Annotated in this window: 10 protein-coding genes; all 10 read left to right on the top strand. The window is 60.2% G+C overall.

What is annotated here, in order from left to right:
• The first annotated feature begins 278 nt into the window (after window positions 1-278).
• The 10 genes from KRX52_RS09220 (at window position 279) to KRX52_RS09175 (ending at window position 15,013) form a co-directional block, all read left to right on the top strand.
• Window positions 279-3,257, top strand: coding sequence for an ATP-binding protein (locus KRX52_RS09220; RefSeq protein WP_217681444.1), 2,979 nt, complete (start codon window positions 279-281; stop codon window positions 3,255-3,257).
• 1,295 nt (window positions 3,258-4,552) lie between these two features.
• Window positions 4,553-4,852, top strand: a complete 300-nt coding sequence (locus KRX52_RS09215; RefSeq protein WP_217681443.1) for a hypothetical protein — start codon at window positions 4,553-4,555, stop codon at window positions 4,850-4,852.
• A 230-nt stretch (window positions 4,853-5,082) separates the two neighbouring features.
• Window positions 5,083-5,625, top strand: a complete 543-nt coding sequence (locus KRX52_RS09210) for a polysaccharide biosynthesis/export family protein (RefSeq protein ID WP_217681442.1) — start codon at window positions 5,083-5,085, stop codon at window positions 5,623-5,625.
• Between the two features lie 24 nt (window positions 5,626-5,649).
• Window positions 5,650-7,911: a GumC family protein gene (locus KRX52_RS09205; RefSeq protein ID WP_217681441.1), complete on the top strand. Its 2,262-nt coding sequence runs from the start codon at window positions 5,650-5,652 to the stop codon at window positions 7,909-7,911.
• A 78-nt stretch (window positions 7,912-7,989) separates the two neighbouring features.
• Window positions 7,990-8,715: a tyrosine-protein phosphatase gene (locus KRX52_RS09200; protein WP_217681440.1), complete on the top strand. Its 726-nt coding sequence runs from the start codon at window positions 7,990-7,992 to the stop codon at window positions 8,713-8,715.
• A 106-nt stretch (window positions 8,716-8,821) separates the two neighbouring features.
• Window positions 8,822-10,099 (top strand): Vi polysaccharide biosynthesis UDP-N-acetylglucosamine C-6 dehydrogenase TviB, encoded by a 1,278-nt coding sequence (gene tviB / locus KRX52_RS09195; RefSeq protein ID WP_217681439.1) that lies wholly within the window; start codon window positions 8,822-8,824, stop codon window positions 10,097-10,099.
• Between the two features lie 37 nt (window positions 10,100-10,136).
• Window positions 10,137-11,192, top strand: coding sequence for an NAD-dependent epimerase/dehydratase family protein (locus tag KRX52_RS09190; protein WP_217681438.1), 1,056 nt, complete (start codon window positions 10,137-10,139; stop codon window positions 11,190-11,192).
• A complete protein-coding gene (locus tag KRX52_RS09185; protein WP_217681437.1) occupies window positions 11,189-12,370 on the top strand; it encodes a lipopolysaccharide biosynthesis protein in 1,182 nt (393 codons plus the stop codon). The genes KRX52_RS09190 and KRX52_RS09185 overlap by 4 nt, the downstream gene beginning before the upstream one ends.
• 37 nt (window positions 12,371-12,407) lie before the next feature.
• Complete coding sequence (locus tag KRX52_RS09180) at window positions 12,408-13,847, top strand: hypothetical protein (protein WP_217681436.1); 1,440 nt, start codon at window positions 12,408-12,410, stop codon at window positions 13,845-13,847.
• Window positions 13,844-15,013 carry a glycosyltransferase gene (locus tag KRX52_RS09175; RefSeq protein WP_217681435.1) on the top strand — a complete coding sequence of 390 codons (1,170 nt, stop codon included), beginning with the start codon at window positions 13,844-13,846 and terminating at the stop codon, window positions 15,011-15,013. The genes KRX52_RS09180 and KRX52_RS09175 overlap by 4 nt, the downstream gene beginning before the upstream one ends.

The following is a 15,013-nucleotide window of genomic DNA, read 5'->3' as shown; positions in this document are numbered from 1 at the left end:
CATTCGGTGAGCCGCGCCATTGTAGCGGCTCGAGCGAAAGTTACAACCTCAAGCACGGAAAATTCTGTCCACGCAGCGGACATCCTGATTAGGTCGGAAAAAAAGACGGGGCACGCATTGTTCTCAGTATTCGCGTGTGAATTTCATCACAAAAACAGGCTCTTGCATTATGATTCCGCACCACTATCCGCCACCGGTTATCCCGCGCACAATCACGGCCAGACAAAACGGCCATTTTGCCCGCGCGAGCCAAAAGCAGAGCGTTCGAGACCCCTGGCATGCAGCAAGACAAGAAAATCACCTTGCGCCACTGGATGTGGCGCGCCTTCGTGCAAAGCGCCCTGATCCCGCTGATCCTGGTCGAGACGGTACTGATCGCAGCCTATCTGTTGACCAACGGCGCGATCCGCGACACCCAGATCGAACACCTGCGCCAGGCAGCACTCACCGACCTCAAGAGCGCAGCCCAGCAGGAAGCCAAGTTCGTCAGCGAGCGCCTCAAGACCATCACCCAGCTGACCCGGACCTATGGCGAGCAGGTGCAGGCCGTACTCCTGCGCGACGCCTATCTGGTGGACAACATCGAGCGCCAGCGCCACGCCCGCACCGAGGACGGCGTGCTGTTCACCCGCACTGACGATGGTCGCGCGGCTTCCTTCTACGCCAACAGCACACCGCAGGATAAGCAGGACATCGACAAGGTCATGCGCCTGGCCCAGCTGGATCCGCTGATGAAGAGCATCCACGCCAGCAACAAGCTGGTCAGCGCCATCTACTTCAACAGCTGGGACAGCTACAACCGCCTCTACCCGTGGTTCTACACCCCCGACCAGTATCCGCACGACATGGTCATCCCCAGCTACAACTTCTATTACCTGGCCGACGCCACCCACAATCCGCAGCGCAAGGTGAACTGGACCGACATCTACGTCGACCCGGCCGGCCAGGGTTGGATGATGTCGGCACTGGCCCCGGTCTATCGCGGCGACTTTCTCGAAGGGGTCGTCGGACTCGATATCACCGTCGACAACATCCTCAAGGAAATCGTCGGACTGCAGGTGCCGTGGAACGGCTACGCCATGCTGGTCAGCGGCGACCTCAACATCATGGCCCTGCCCCCTTCCGGCGAGCAGGACTTCGCCCTCAGCGAGTTGACCAAACACTCCTACGACGAAGCCATCCGCAAGGAAATCTTCAAGCCCAGCGACTTCAACCTCGGCAAGCGCCCCGACACTCAAGCCCTGGCCCACGCCATCAGCCAGAGCCCATCGGGTATCGAGGCGATCAACCTGGCCGGCAAGGCGCAACTGGCCGCGTGGGCCACCATCCCGGAGACCGGCTGGAAGCTGATCACGGTGGTCGACGAAGCCGCGGTCTTCAGCCAGACCAACGCCCTCGCCAGCCGCTACCAGCAGATCGGCTACCTGCTGATCGCCGGCATGGTCCTGTTCTACCTGCTGTTCTTCGCCGTCATGTGGGCTCGCTCGCGGCAGCTCAGCGACCGCCTGCAGCAACCCATCCAGAAAATCGGCGAAATGATGCAGCAGATCGGTCAGGGCAACTGGTTCCCACCACGCGCCAGCTCCCACATCACCGAACTCGAACAAATGGCCAGAACCACCAGCGCCATGGGCGCCCAACTGGCCGACAGCGAGGCGATCCGCCAGCAGGCGCAGAATCAGCTGGAACTGGTGCTCGACTCGACCACCGAAAGCATCTGGGAAATCGATCTGGAGCAGCGGCGCATCCGTATCCAGGGGCGCTTCATCGAGCGTTTCGGCCTCAAGAGCAGCGACTTGGGGCTGGACGACTTCTACACCCGAATCCATCCCGACGACCTCGACGCCGTGGTCGCCTGCCACGAACATGCGGAGCAACACCCCGACACCGACTTCACGATCGAATACCGCTTCAGCGATGCCTGCAGCATCCATCACTGGCTGCTCAGTCGCGCCCGGATCGTGGCGCAGGACACCAGCAGCGGGCGCATCCTGCGGATTGCCGGCACCCATGTCGACATCGATGCGCTCAAGGCCACCGAAGAAGCCCTGGTCCTTGCCAGCCAGCAGGCGCAGGCCGCCAACGTCGCCAAGACCCGCTTCCTCTCCAGCATGAGTCACGAGCTGCGCACCCCGCTCAACGCCGTGCAGGGCTTTGCCCAGATGATCCAGCTCGAACTGCCTGATAACCCGAACGAAAGCAATTTCAAGCAGTACACCGACGAGATCCTCTCCGCCAGCGACCACCTGTGCCTGCTGGTGGACGACATCCTCGACCTCGCCCGCATCGAAGCGGAGAACACCGAGCTGCGCCTGGAAACCGTGGATGCCCGGCGGATCATGAGCGAGTGCATTGAGCTGATCCGCCCCCAGGCCAGCGAGCACAACCTGCACCTGGAAAGCCACCTGCCGGAAGGAGCCCTGCTGGTGCAGGCCGAACCCCGCAGACTGCGGCAGATCCTGCTCAACTTACTGAGCAACGCCATCAAGTACAACCGGCCCCACGGACACCTGTCGCTCAGCTACAAGATCACCGCCGAAAGCCTGCGCCTGATCGTCGAAGACACCGGCTACGGCATCAGCGAGGAAAAACAGGTCCAGCTATTCAAACCGTTCCAGCGCCTCGGCCATGAGAACAGCAACATCAAGGGCACGGGCATCGGCCTGGTGCTCAGCCGAGAACTGGCGGAGATGATGAACGGACGGCTCGACTTCAACAGCGAGCCCGGCATCGGCAGCACCTTCTGGGTAGAACTGCCGTTCAGCCCAGAATTGCAGAAGAGCTCACGCCGGCATGCGCCGGCCAGCAGCACCGGCAACCTGCTGCGCACGCTGTATGTCGAGGACAACCGCTCGAGCCAACTGCTGGTCCAGAAAGCGCTATCGGATCTCGCCGACGTCGACATTCTCGACAATGGACTGGAAGCCCTGCACTGGATCACCGAAAACCCGCCCGAACTGCTGCTGCTGGACATCGACCTACCGGGGCTGCAGGGTGACAGCCTGCTGCGCTCGCTGCGCAGGAACACCCGTACCCGCGACCTGCCGGTGATCGTCATCAGCGCCGGCGCGCTGCCGGAAGACTTTGCCTTGGTCAGCGACCTTGACGTCGCCCGCTACCTGACCAAGCCGCTGAAGATCGAGGCCCTGCGCGAGGCGGTGATGCAGATCAGCAATCTACGTTACCTGCGCCCCAAGCAGGGCAGTAATCCGGATTTTGCGCGAGATACCCCGTACTTCGGCGGCGGGGAAGGATAGCGCAGCGCCCGCCGTGCGCCCCTGCTCTCGCCTCTCATTGGGTGAGGCGATCTTGGACTGGTGTTCCTGCTGTACGCATATACGGCCAGGAGCCCGGCCGAGCATTTCTCAACGAGGGGACCAGCCTGCCTCTGCGAGTACCCTTGTCCTGATCTCGCTGAGTTGGGAACCTCCGCCATTCAGGGCAGAGCCGTCAACCCGGCGCAGTTTATCGACGCAAGCTCCGAGCGGCAGACAGGCATTGACGGATGAGTTAATGCTATATGCCAAGACCTACAAAATTCCATTTCTGAAGATTGGCGGGAGCGTATCGACATGCGCGATGCCAGCACACAGAGGCTGAATATATTCATGCCATGCGCTGAGAGTTCGTTTTTCTCAAGCCAATCAACAGGTTGAGCATCCCCCAATTCTACCGGAATCGCGAAAAACTGCCCCACCAAAACAAAGTCAACCATGACGAATCAAGAAAAACCAATTAATACATCGAACCCACCCACAACAAATCGCCGATACCAATAGACCCCAACTCCAATAAGTAAACAACCAACCCCCATAACGACAGAATACCCAGAAAGTCACACTTCAAAAAACACAACCAGACATCAGCCGGATTACGAACTTCGAAAAATCGCTTATGGAAAAATCACGCACACAGACTCCGCGTGCATCGAATTCCAAACCATCCCCGCGAGAAAGCAGCCAAGTCCCTGTTTTCAAAGCAAGAACAGGTAGCCAGACGCAACTATCCCGCCGCTCAGAGCATAGCCTTCATGCCTGACCGGAAGTCCTGACAGACTTCATTACCCATTTTACGATGCAGCCATCCCCCTCCCCCTTACATATCCATGCTTCCCAAGCAGGATAGCCCATGGCGCGTCAAAAAAAGACCAAACCACAACAATCACACGAACAGGTGACGCCATTCCGTCGACTTTACGACTCAAAAAGCCGCACTACACTGACGACCATAGGCACACCATCCGCTATTCCCAGATGGGAAAGCCGTTAACTCACAAGAACTCTCGTATTCAAGAAACAACGGAAAATCTTGGGGCGGTAGCGTGCCTGAATGACTCTGTCAAACAACAAAAACCAGGCAACCGACCAGATGCACAAGGCATAGCGCCCCTCTCCGGAACAGGACTTCAGCCGTTACCGGCATCCCTCAGGGCCCGCCAACAGCACACCTGCCTGTACCACTTGTCGCGAGTTACCGGCACGTCAGCGGTGCATGAGAGTTGATGATCTAGCCTTCAGAAGACCGTCTGGTTTACACGCGAGGAGCTTCGACAATGCGCAAGACTCTGACCACTCTGGCCCTGGCAGTGGCCCTGATCACCACCCAGGCGCTTGCGGCCCCCGCAGCACCGCACGGACTGACGACGACGGGCAGCATCCTCGTCGCAGCCGACGAGAAGGCCAAGCCCCAAACGAGCAAAGCCACACCGGCTACGCCGGCCACTCCGGCGGTCCCGGGCACGGCAGGCACTCCAGCCAAACCGGCAACCCCTGCCACACCGGCCATACCCAATGGCGGCGGGCCTGGCAGCAACCCCGGCAACGGGAGCCATGGCAAAGCCAGCCGCAGCTGACCACACCTGTACCAGCGCATAACCGGGCAACGGGGCTGCTCTGACGCCCGCCCTACACGTGAGGCCGTCACCGGCAGATGCACCTGCGACGCGCACCACACGACCAGATAACCGTCCGGAAAGGCAGCACCAACGGTCGGTGACTCGAACAGTCATCTGTGGCACCGCTGCAGACGCGGCCTGCAGCCCCGTTGATGACCCGGCTTCATTAGGATTAGGGAGACCGCGCCATGACTCTCCGTCGTTTCATCCTGGCCCTGAGCCTCAGCCTGCTCCTGCCCGGCGTAGGCAGCGTGATGGCCGAAGGCGACTCCACCTACAAGCTGGCTTCCGGCGACATCATCCGCATCAGCGTCTTCGGCGAGCCCGACCTCAGCTTCGACGAGATCCGCCTCAACGACGCGGGCACCTTCTCGTACCCCTTCCTCGGCGACGTGCGCGCGGGCGGCAAGACGGCTGCCGAGATCGAGCGCACCCTTACCGAGCGCCTCAAGGGTAACTACCTGGTCGACCCGCGGGTGTCGGTCAGCATCCTCAAGTACCGCGAGTTCTTCATCAGCGGCGAAGTGAAGACCCCAGGAGGCTATGCCTTCCAGCCCGGGCTGACCCTGCGCCGTGCCATTGCGTTGGCCGGTGGGCTCACCGAACGGGCATCCACCAGCCGCATCACCATCATCCGCGACCAAGATCCGCAGCGGCGGCCCGAACAGGCCACGCTGGATACGCAGATCCTGCCTGGCGACACCATCAACATTGATCAGGGCTTCTTCTAAGCAATTGACCCTAGGGGGCTCCAGATGGACGCGACAGCTCATACCCAAGAGCAGACCTGGATCGCCAGGAGACTGGAAAATGATGCGCCCGAACTGCTGCACGCGTGGCGCACCATCTGGCGTCGCAAGTGGAGCATCCTCGGCCTGGTGTTGATCGTCATGATGGTGGCGGGACTGGGCTCCTTTGCCATAACCCCGACCTACCGGGCAGCCAGCACTCTGCTGATCGAGCAGAAAAAGGCCAACGTCGTCTCCATCGAGCAGGTCTACGGCGTCGAAGGTGCCGGCAATGAATATCTCCAGACCCAGTTCGAGCTCCTCAAGTCCCGTGCCCTTGCTGAGCGCGTGGTCAAGCAGCTGGAGCTAACCACCAACCCCGAATTCGATCCGCGCCAGCGGCCCGAGCCACTGATCGACATCAAGGGCATGCTGGCCAGCTTCAACATTGAGCAGGCCATTCCCGCAACCCTCCCGGAAGATCTGGAAGAAATTGCAGACCCGACCGAAGCGAAAATCTTCGACGAGGTCACCAAGGCCTTCATGAAGCGGGTCAGCATCGCACCGATGGGCAAGAGCCAGCTGGTCAAGGTACAGGTCGAAATGACTGACCCACACCTTGCCGCCAAGGCGGCCAACACCCTGGCCGACGGCTTCATTGAAAGCCAGATCGAGGCCTCCATGGAGATGTCCATGAGCGCCAGCCAGTGGATGAATGGCCGCTTGAAGGAGCTGCGCATCAAACTCAAGGAGGCTGAAGACAAGCTGCAGGCATTCCGCGAGCAGGAGAACTTGGTGGACATTGACGGCGTGTCGACCATCAACGCCGCAGAGCTGTCTGCCACCAGCGACCGCATGATCGACGCCCGCCGCCAGCGCGCCGAAGTGCAGAGTCAGTACCGCCAGGTGCAATCCATGCGCAGCGGCGGCTGGGAAAAACTCGCCACCATTCCGGCCGTTCTCGGTCACCCGCTGATCCAGCAGTTCAAGGCCGACGAAGCCAGGGCCCGCGCCAAGGTCGACGAGCTGTCCAAGCGCTATGGTGCCCAACACCCTGCCATGGAGGCCGCTCGCTCCGATCTCAGCGCCGCCTCCGCCAGCCTGCGCGGCCAGGTCGAACAGATCGTCGCCGGCATAGAGCGTAACTACCAATTGGCGGTTGCCAACGAAAGCTCGCTGCGCGCTTCGGTCGATGCCAACAAGGCGCAGATCCAGAAGATATCCCGCAAGGAATTCCAGGTACGCGAGCTGATGCGCGAGGTGGAAGCCAACCGCGCCCTGCACGACACCTTCATGACCCGCCTGAAGGAAACTGCAGCCACATCCGACATGGACTCGGCCAACGCCCGGGTGGTCGACCGGGCTGCACTGCCGACCGAGGCCTTCTCACCCCAGCGGAGCATGATCGTCGCATTCGCCGGAGCCCTCGCCCTGATGGCAGGCATCGGCCTCAGCCTGCTGCTGGAGGTGCTCAACAACACCTTCAAGAGCACCCAGGACGTCGAGTCCAAGCTCAACCTGCCGGTGCTGGGCATCCTGCCGCTGATAAAGAACAGGCAGCGCGCCGAGCTCGCCCAGCTTTTCACCAGCGACAAGGACAAGGCTTTCAGCGAGTCAATCCGCACCATACGCACCAGCCTGATACTGTCAGACCTGCACAAGCGGCACCGCACCCTGGTGGTTACCTCCTCCCAGCCCGGCGAAGGCAAGAGCACCGTGGCGGCCAACCTGGCCTTCGCCTTCGGCCAGATGGAAAAGGTGTTGCTGGTTGACGCGGACTTGCGCCGCCCGACCTTGGCGAAGAACTTCAAGTTCCCGGTGGGAGCACCCGGCCTGGCCAACCTGATTGTTGGTACCGCCAGAATCGAGGATTGCATCAAGACCGTGGCAGGCATCGACATGCTGTGCGCCGGCCTGGTACCACCGAACCCGCTCGAACTGCTGTCCTCGGAGCGCTTCGCCAAGATCATCGAACACCTCAAAAGCCACTACGACCGGGTGATCATCGACTCGCCCCCGACCCAGGCCGTCAGCGACGCATCACTGCTGGCCATCCATGCCGATGCGCAAATCTACGTGATCAAGTCCGAAGCAACGCCGATCCCGCTGGTCAAGAGGGGAGTAGGTCAATTGCTGCAGAGCAATTCACCGGTGACGGGCGTGGTGCTCAACCAGGTAGACGTCAAGAAGGCTCAGAAGCACGGCTATCACTACGGCGGTTACTACGACTACTACGGATACAGCAAGAATCCGCCCCCTCAGGCGGCCGCCTTGCCGGAAAAGGTCTGAGACCGAAGATGTTCGCTAAAGCGCCAAGGGGGCTGCGCCTCGCCGGTGTATGTGCCCATGGACAATCAGGACTCGCTCATGATCGACCTGCACAATCACCTGTTGCCGGGCATCGATGACGGCGCCCCAGACCTCGCAACGGCCCTGCATCTGGCGCGCATGGCCGTCCAGGCAGGCATTACCCATGTGGTCTGCACGCCCCATATCCATCCCGGCCGGTATGACAACACCGTCGCCAGCATCGCCGCAGCCCACAAGCAGCTGGTCGATGGCCTGCGCGAGGAGGGGATTGCGCTGCAGGTCGCTGCCGCTGCCGAGGTGCGCTACGGCACGGAGCTGATGAATGGCATAGAACAGGGCACCCTGCCCTTCCTGGGCACCTGGCACGGCAAGCGGGTCCTGCTACTTGAGCTGCCGCACAGCGAAGTACCTTTCGGCGCCGAACGGCTCACCGAATGGCTGCTGCAACACGACGTCATGCCGATGATCGCCCACCCCGAGCGCAACAAGGGTGTGATGCACTGTCCACGCAAGCTCAAGCCATTCATCGAACAGGGCTGCCTGCTGCAGGTCACTGCCGGCGCTGTCGCCGGCCGCTTTGGCGAACCGGCACAGATGATCGCCAACGCCCTCCTCGAGCTGGGCTTGGTCACCATCCTCGCCAGCGACGCGCACAACGTACAGCACCGCCCCCCTGTACTGAGCGAAGGCATGGAGCACGCCGCACGCATCGTCGGCGCCTTTCAAGCCGAACGGCTGGTCATCGACACCCCATGGCAGATCGCCCACGGGCATTTCGCCTGAAGCCCGACCGGGCAACTGCAAAGTACCGTGCGCGCCGGGAAGACACGCCGCCTAGCCCTGACCATGGATGGCCAAGCCCACCACTGGCCCCATCAGGATGAACACCATGCATACGCCAGACGACATCAAACTCGCCATCATCGGCCTTGGCTACGTCGGCTTGCCGCTGGCCGTCGAATTCAGCAAACATCGCCCGGTAGTGGGCTTCGATATCAGCCAGGGCCGTATCAGTGCACTACAGGAGGGCCATGACGCGACCCTGGAAGTCAGCGACGTGGAGTTGCGTAAAGCCTACAAGCTGCACTACAGCGCAGACATCAGTGACCTGGCCGCCTGTAACACCTTCATCGTCACAGTGCCGACGCCGATCAACGAGCACAAGCAGCCCGACCTGACCCCGCTGATCAAGGCCTCGCAAACCATCGGCCAAGTGCTGAAGAAAGGTGACATCGTCATCTACGAGTCGACCGTCTACCCCGGCGCCACCGAGGAAGAATGCGTGCCGGTCCTGGAGCAGGTATCCGGGCTCAAGTTCAACGTCGACTTCTTCGCCGGCTACAGCCCCGAGCGCATCAACCCCGGGGACAAGGAGCACCGCGTCACCACCATCAAGAAGGTCACCTCCGGCTCCACCCCACAAGCCGCCGAACTGGTCGACGCGCTGTACAGCCAGATCATCGCCGCCGGCACCCACAAGGCCAGCAGCATCAAGGTCGCCGAGGCCGCCAAGGTGATCGAGAACACCCAGCGCGACCTCAACATCGCCCTGATCAACGAGCTGGCGATCATCTTCAACAGGATGGGTATCGACACCGAAGAGGTGCTCAAGGCCGCTGGCACCAAGTGGAATTTCCTGCCCTTCCGCCCCGGCCTGGTCGGTGGCCACTGCATCGGCGTCGACCCCTACTACCTGACCCACAAGGCACAGAGCATCGGCTACCACCCGGAAATCATCCTCGCCGGGCGCCGCCTCAATGACGGCATGGGCGCCTACGTGGTCTCCCAGCTGGTCAAGGCGATGCTCAGGCAGCGCATCTGCGTCGAGGGCGCCAACGTTCTGGTCCTGGGCCTGACCTTCAAGGAAAACTGCCCGGACCTGCGCAACACCAAGGTAGTCGACATCCTCCGCGAGCTGACCGAGTACCACATCAACGCCGACGTCTACGACCCCTGGGTGAACTGCGCGGAAGCGCGCCATGAGTACGGCATAACCCCGGTCGGCGAACCGGCCATCGCCGCCTACGACGCCATCATCCTCGCCGTGGCGCATGACGAGTTCCGTAGCCTGGGTGCCGCCAACATCCGCAAGTACGGCAAGGCCGAACACGTGCTCTACGACCTCAAGTACCTGCTGACACAGGAAGAGTCGGACCTGCGTCTTTGACAACCGCCATGCGTCGGGACATCACGGAGCAGCCAAGATGACCAGCTATCCAACCCTGCAGCGCAAGCTCACCACAGCCCCGCGAACCTGGCTGATCACCGGGGTAGCCGGCTTTATCGGCTCCAATCTGCTGGAGGCTCTGCTCCGGCTAGACCAGCATGTGGTGGGTCTCGACAACTTCGCGACCGGCCATCAGCGCAACCTCGACGAAGTACAGCGCGAGGTAACAGCCGAGCAATGGGCGCGCTTTCGTTTTATCGCAGGAGATATCCGCAACCCGTCCGACTGCCGGATGTCCTGCGCAGGGGTTGATCATGTGCTGCACCAGGCGGCTCTCGGCTCGGTGCCGCGCTCGATCGATGATCCGGTAGCGACCAATGCCACCAATATCGACGGCTTTCTCAACATGCTGATTGCCGCACGCGACTGCCGGGTGAAAAGCTTCGTCTACGCCGCCAGCAGCTCCACCTATGGCGACCACCCCGGACTGCCCAAGGTGGAGGATGTGATCGGCAAACCCTTGTCGCCCTACGCCGTCACCAAGTACGTCAACGAGCTGTACGCCGAGGTATTCGCTCGGACCTACGGTTTCGCCAGCATCGGACTGCGCTATTTCAATGTGTTCGGAAAACGCCAGGATCCGAACGGCGCCTATGCCGCCGTGATCCCGAGGTGGATCGCGGCAATGATCAATGGCGAGGATGTCTTCATCAATGGAGATGGCGAAAGCAGTCGCGACTTCTGCTTCATCGAGAACACGGTGCAAGCCAACCTGCTGGCCGCCACGACCGCGGACGAATCCGCCCGCAATCAGGTCTACAACATCGCCGTTGGCGAGAGGACGACACTCAACCAGCTGTTTGCCGCCCTGAAGGACAGCCTGAGCAACAGCGGCATCAGCTATTCCAGGCCCCCCGTCTACCGGGATTTCCGCCCTGGCGACGTCAGGCACTCGCTGGCGGACATAGGCAAGGCCCGCAAGCTGCTCGCCTACGCGCCCCAGTTCGACATTCGGGCCGGCATCGAAAGGGCAATGCCCTGGTACGTGGACTTCCTCCGCTCCGCCCAGCCTCTGAAAAGGCATACGGCATGAGCCTGAAGCGGGAGGCGCTCTTCCACATCTGCGGATCGGTCGCCTATGCCCTGGCGCAGTGGTCGGTGCTGGTAGTGCTGTCGCGCCTGATATCCATCGCGGCCGCTGGCGAGTATGCCTACTATCTGGCGCTGTTCACGCCGGCGGCCATACTCACCACCTTTGGCGTCAGGAACTCGATTGCGTCCGACAACAACCGGGAGCACGGCCTCAGCACATACCGGCGCGCCCAGCAGACTGGCCTGCTGGTACTGACCCTCTACTACTTGGCCATCCTCGCGGTAACGGATGGCGACGCAACGATAGCCACCCTCGTCTTCCTGATCAAACTGTCGGACAACCTGTCGGAGCTGAGCTACGGAACCTGGGTGCGGTCTGGTGGATTGTATAGGTACGGCGTCTCCAAGATCGCCAAGCTGACACTGTTCGCCGCGCTGTTCCTGGCGCTCTTCGCCCTGGGCATCAGGGTAAAGGAGATGCTCCTTGTCTACCCGGCAGCAACGCTGATCGTCTACTTCATTTACGACCGCCGCCAAGAAGAAAAGGAAGCCCCCCGCGATACAGGCCTCCTGAACATCATCAAGACCGGTACACCACTCGCGCTTGGCTCGTTCATCGTCAGCCTGAATTCAAGTATTCCCAGAATCTCGATAAACCATATCCTGGACGAGCAGGCACTCGCGGAATTCGTGATGCTGACCTACTTCATCGCCTTCGCGACCCTGCCGATCAACTCGATCTGCCAGGCGATCATCCCCAGAATCACGCAGCATGGGATTCCCAGGAGGGCCTGGCTGTTTTTCATTATCTACTCGAGTGGCTATCTGGCGTTCATGATGCTGCTGGCCAACCCGGCGATAGAAATCATATACAAGACGAAAATCGACTATCCCTATCACATCCTGGCGATGATCGGCGTTGCCGGTGGACTGCACTTCCTGTCCACCCTGTCGAATGCAGTCCTGGTGGCCAACAGACAGTTCAACAAGATACTCGTGGCAGCCCTTTTCTCGACCGTGGTTGCGGTTATAGCAAGTCCGCTGCTGATCATGCGATTCGCGCAAACCGGTGCAGCTGCAGCCTACCTGATATCGTCCTTGACCCTGTTCGGCTTCAATGCACTGTACGCCACCCAACGGCACCGGAAACTGGCCACGTCCCTGGACTCGCCGGCCTAGAAATGCCCTGAACAAAACCAGCACAGGCGTGCGAAAATTGAAAATCCACTACTCCCACCAGGCAATCATTGCCGGACTGCTGACAACAACAGCCAGTCTGCTGATTGGCGGGCTACAGGCCATCAATTTCTTTCCGCAGATCGCCATCAGCAGCACGATTCTCTACTTCATCATCTTCAAGAACCTTGCCCAAGGTGGATCGATCTTCCATCCTGCCCCCTTGGTTGCACTGATCATGATCTGGAGCCTGGCCATCTCGCCACTGGCAAGCATCGTGTGGGGAAAATACATTCTCTACGTCCCGAAGAACATCGAATGGGAGCCATGGCTGATTTACACATCATGGGTCTATACAGCCTGCACCATTGCACTGCTGACCGGAATCAGTCTGACCTGGAACGAAAAAAGCGACCCGCTGCCCGCCTGGGAAGTCAACAGAAGCACGCTCCCCATCATATCCTTGACATTCCTGGCAATCACCCTGCTGATCCAGGCCTACATATTCATGAGTTTCGGTGGAATATACGGCTACCTTGTCCAATGGACCGAGCAGAAGGAATCTTTCAAGGGACTCGGCTCGACATTCATGCTGGCCGAAGCCTTCCCCATCCTGCTGCTCATCTCGTTCGTCCTTTTCACCGACCGGGAAAAGGTCAGGGAAAAGATTGGACTGATATACGCCCTGCTCATCATTTTCTTCCTGCTCAAGCTCCTCTTTGGCGGGTTCAGAGGCAGCAGGAGCAACACCATATGGGGCATATTCTGGGCGGCCGGCATCATCCATTTGGTATATTTCAAGCTCAAGCTGAGACACTATCTGATCGGATTGGCATTTCTGCTGTCCTTCATGGTCAGCTATGCCGTGTACAAGAGCTTCGGCGTCGAAGCCTTCAGCGGAGAATACACGGTCGAGGACTCGGGCAGATTCGATGGCAACCCCGTCGCCGGCATCCTCCTCGAGGATTTCTCAAGATCAACGGTACATGCCTACACACTTCACGAATACTTCGACTCGGACAGCTACAACGTCAAGCTGGGCGCCACGTACCTGAACTCGCTGTTCAAGATGCTGCCGTGGATGGACAACCCGTTCCCAGACTCGAAGAACACAGCAGGGGCTGAGCTTTTCTACGGAAGAACCATCGACCCGGTACTGTCATACGGGCGCATACGCAACAGCCGCGTATTCGGCCTCTACGGCGAAGGGCTACTCAACTTCGGCCCAGCCCTGCCTATCCTGCTGTTCATCGGCGCCGGAGTACTGATCGGCAAGATCAACAACTTCTGCCTCCGGCTGCAGGCCGAGGATCCGCGAACCCTGCTGATCCCCTTCATCGCCAACGGCTGCCTGGTGCTGATCCTTTCCGACTCCGACAACCTGGTCTTTTTCATCATGAAGAACGGTTTCATGGCCTTCCTGATGATCTTCCTGATTTCCATGCGACCGAAGCCCATAACAAGCATGAGCCAGCCATGAAAAAGCTATCGCGCGTTGTCTTTGCCTATGACGGTGGATTCGCCAGGACCGCCGACGGCAAGGTCTACTCCCAGGGCGGTTTCCCGGCCGAGAACTGGGGCCGCTACCTCGACTTTGCCGAGGAACTCATCGTCACCGCGCGCATGCATGACGTCGAGTCGGCTGCCGGTGTGCTTTCCTCACGTGACCGGGTTGCCTTCGTCAGGGTGCCCAGCATCTCCTCGCCGACCCACGTCCTGACCAACAGGCCCCAGGCTCGGGAAATACTCGAGCACGAAATAGGCCTGGCGGACCATCTGATCGTCAGACTACCGAGCGAAATTGGCCTGCTGGCCATCAGCATCGCCACAAGGCTTGGCAAGAGGTTTTCCACCGAGCTGGTTGGCGACCCACTGACCGCCCTGGCCCATCACAAAAAGCTCTACGCAAGACTGTATGCGCCACTGCTATCCCTAAGAGTCAGGCGGGCCATAGCCCGATCGCAAGCCTGCATATACGTCACCCGAAGAGCACTCCAGGCACTCTACCCTTGCGCCGGCCTGTCCGCTTCGGCATCGAACGTGAACATAACCCTTGCCCCCTGGCCGGACGTTCAGGAAGTCCGGCGAAACAATCTCGACAAGCTGAGGAAGAGCTTCGGCCTGATCGGCTCGATGGTGACCGACTACAAGGGCGTCGACATTGCCATAAGAGCCCTGAGCCTGCTGATCGGCAAGGGCCATGACTGTGAGCTGCACATACTCGGATCAGGCGATCACGCCCACCTCGAGGATCTGGCAGGCAGCCTGGGCGTGGCGGAAAAGGTTCACTTCGATGGCACCAGAAACTCGTCGGCCGAGGTTCTCGAATGGCTCGATCAGCAAACCTTCTACCTCCAGCCAAGCCGCTCGGAAGGATTGCCCCGCTCGCTGATCGAAGCCATGTCGCGGGGCCTGCCAGCAGCCGGCAGTGACAGGGGCGGGATTCCAGAGCTTCTTCCCCAGTCATTCATCTTCGCGAATCTGGAGCACACCGGACTGAGCGCCATCATGGAAAGAATGCTCGAACTCCATCCGGACGAGTACCTGAAGGCAGGACGCAACGCCTATGCAACCGCAGCAACCTACGAAAGAAAAAACCTTGACGAGATAAGGCACAACTTCTGGAAAGAGTCACTGATCTCATAG

It is taken from the genome of Geopseudomonas aromaticivorans (assembly GCF_019097855.1).
Classification (GTDB): domain Bacteria; phylum Pseudomonadota; class Gammaproteobacteria; order Pseudomonadales; family Pseudomonadaceae; genus Geopseudomonas; species Geopseudomonas aromaticivorans.
This window is presented reverse-complemented; position numbering and strand designations above follow the sequence as displayed.

Excerpts from the sequence above, each read along its gene's own strand:
- KRX52_RS09220 (WP_217681444.1), top strand. The coding sequence starts at position 279 with ATGCAGCAAGACAAGAAAATCACCTTGCGCCACTGGATGTGGCGCGCC.
- KRX52_RS09215 (WP_217681443.1), top strand. The coding sequence starts at position 4,553 with ATGCGCAAGACTCTGACCACTCTGGCCCTGGCAGTGGCCCTGATCACC.
- KRX52_RS09210 (WP_217681442.1), top strand. The coding sequence starts at position 5,083 with ATGACTCTCCGTCGTTTCATCCTGGCCCTGAGCCTCAGCCTGCTCCTG.
- KRX52_RS09205 (WP_217681441.1), top strand. The coding sequence starts at position 5,650 with ATGGACGCGACAGCTCATACCCAAGAGCAGACCTGGATCGCCAGGAGA.
- KRX52_RS09200 (WP_217681440.1), top strand. The coding sequence starts at position 7,990 with ATGATCGACCTGCACAATCACCTGTTGCCGGGCATCGATGACGGCGCC.
- tviB (WP_217681439.1), top strand. The coding sequence starts at position 8,822 with ATGCATACGCCAGACGACATCAAACTCGCCATCATCGGCCTTGGCTAC.
- KRX52_RS09190 (WP_217681438.1), top strand. The coding sequence starts at position 10,137 with ATGACCAGCTATCCAACCCTGCAGCGCAAGCTCACCACAGCCCCGCGA.
- KRX52_RS09185 (WP_217681437.1), top strand. The coding sequence starts at position 11,189 with ATGAGCCTGAAGCGGGAGGCGCTCTTCCACATCTGCGGATCGGTCGCC.
- KRX52_RS09175 (WP_217681435.1), top strand. The coding sequence starts at position 13,844 with ATGAAAAAGCTATCGCGCGTTGTCTTTGCCTATGACGGTGGATTCGCC.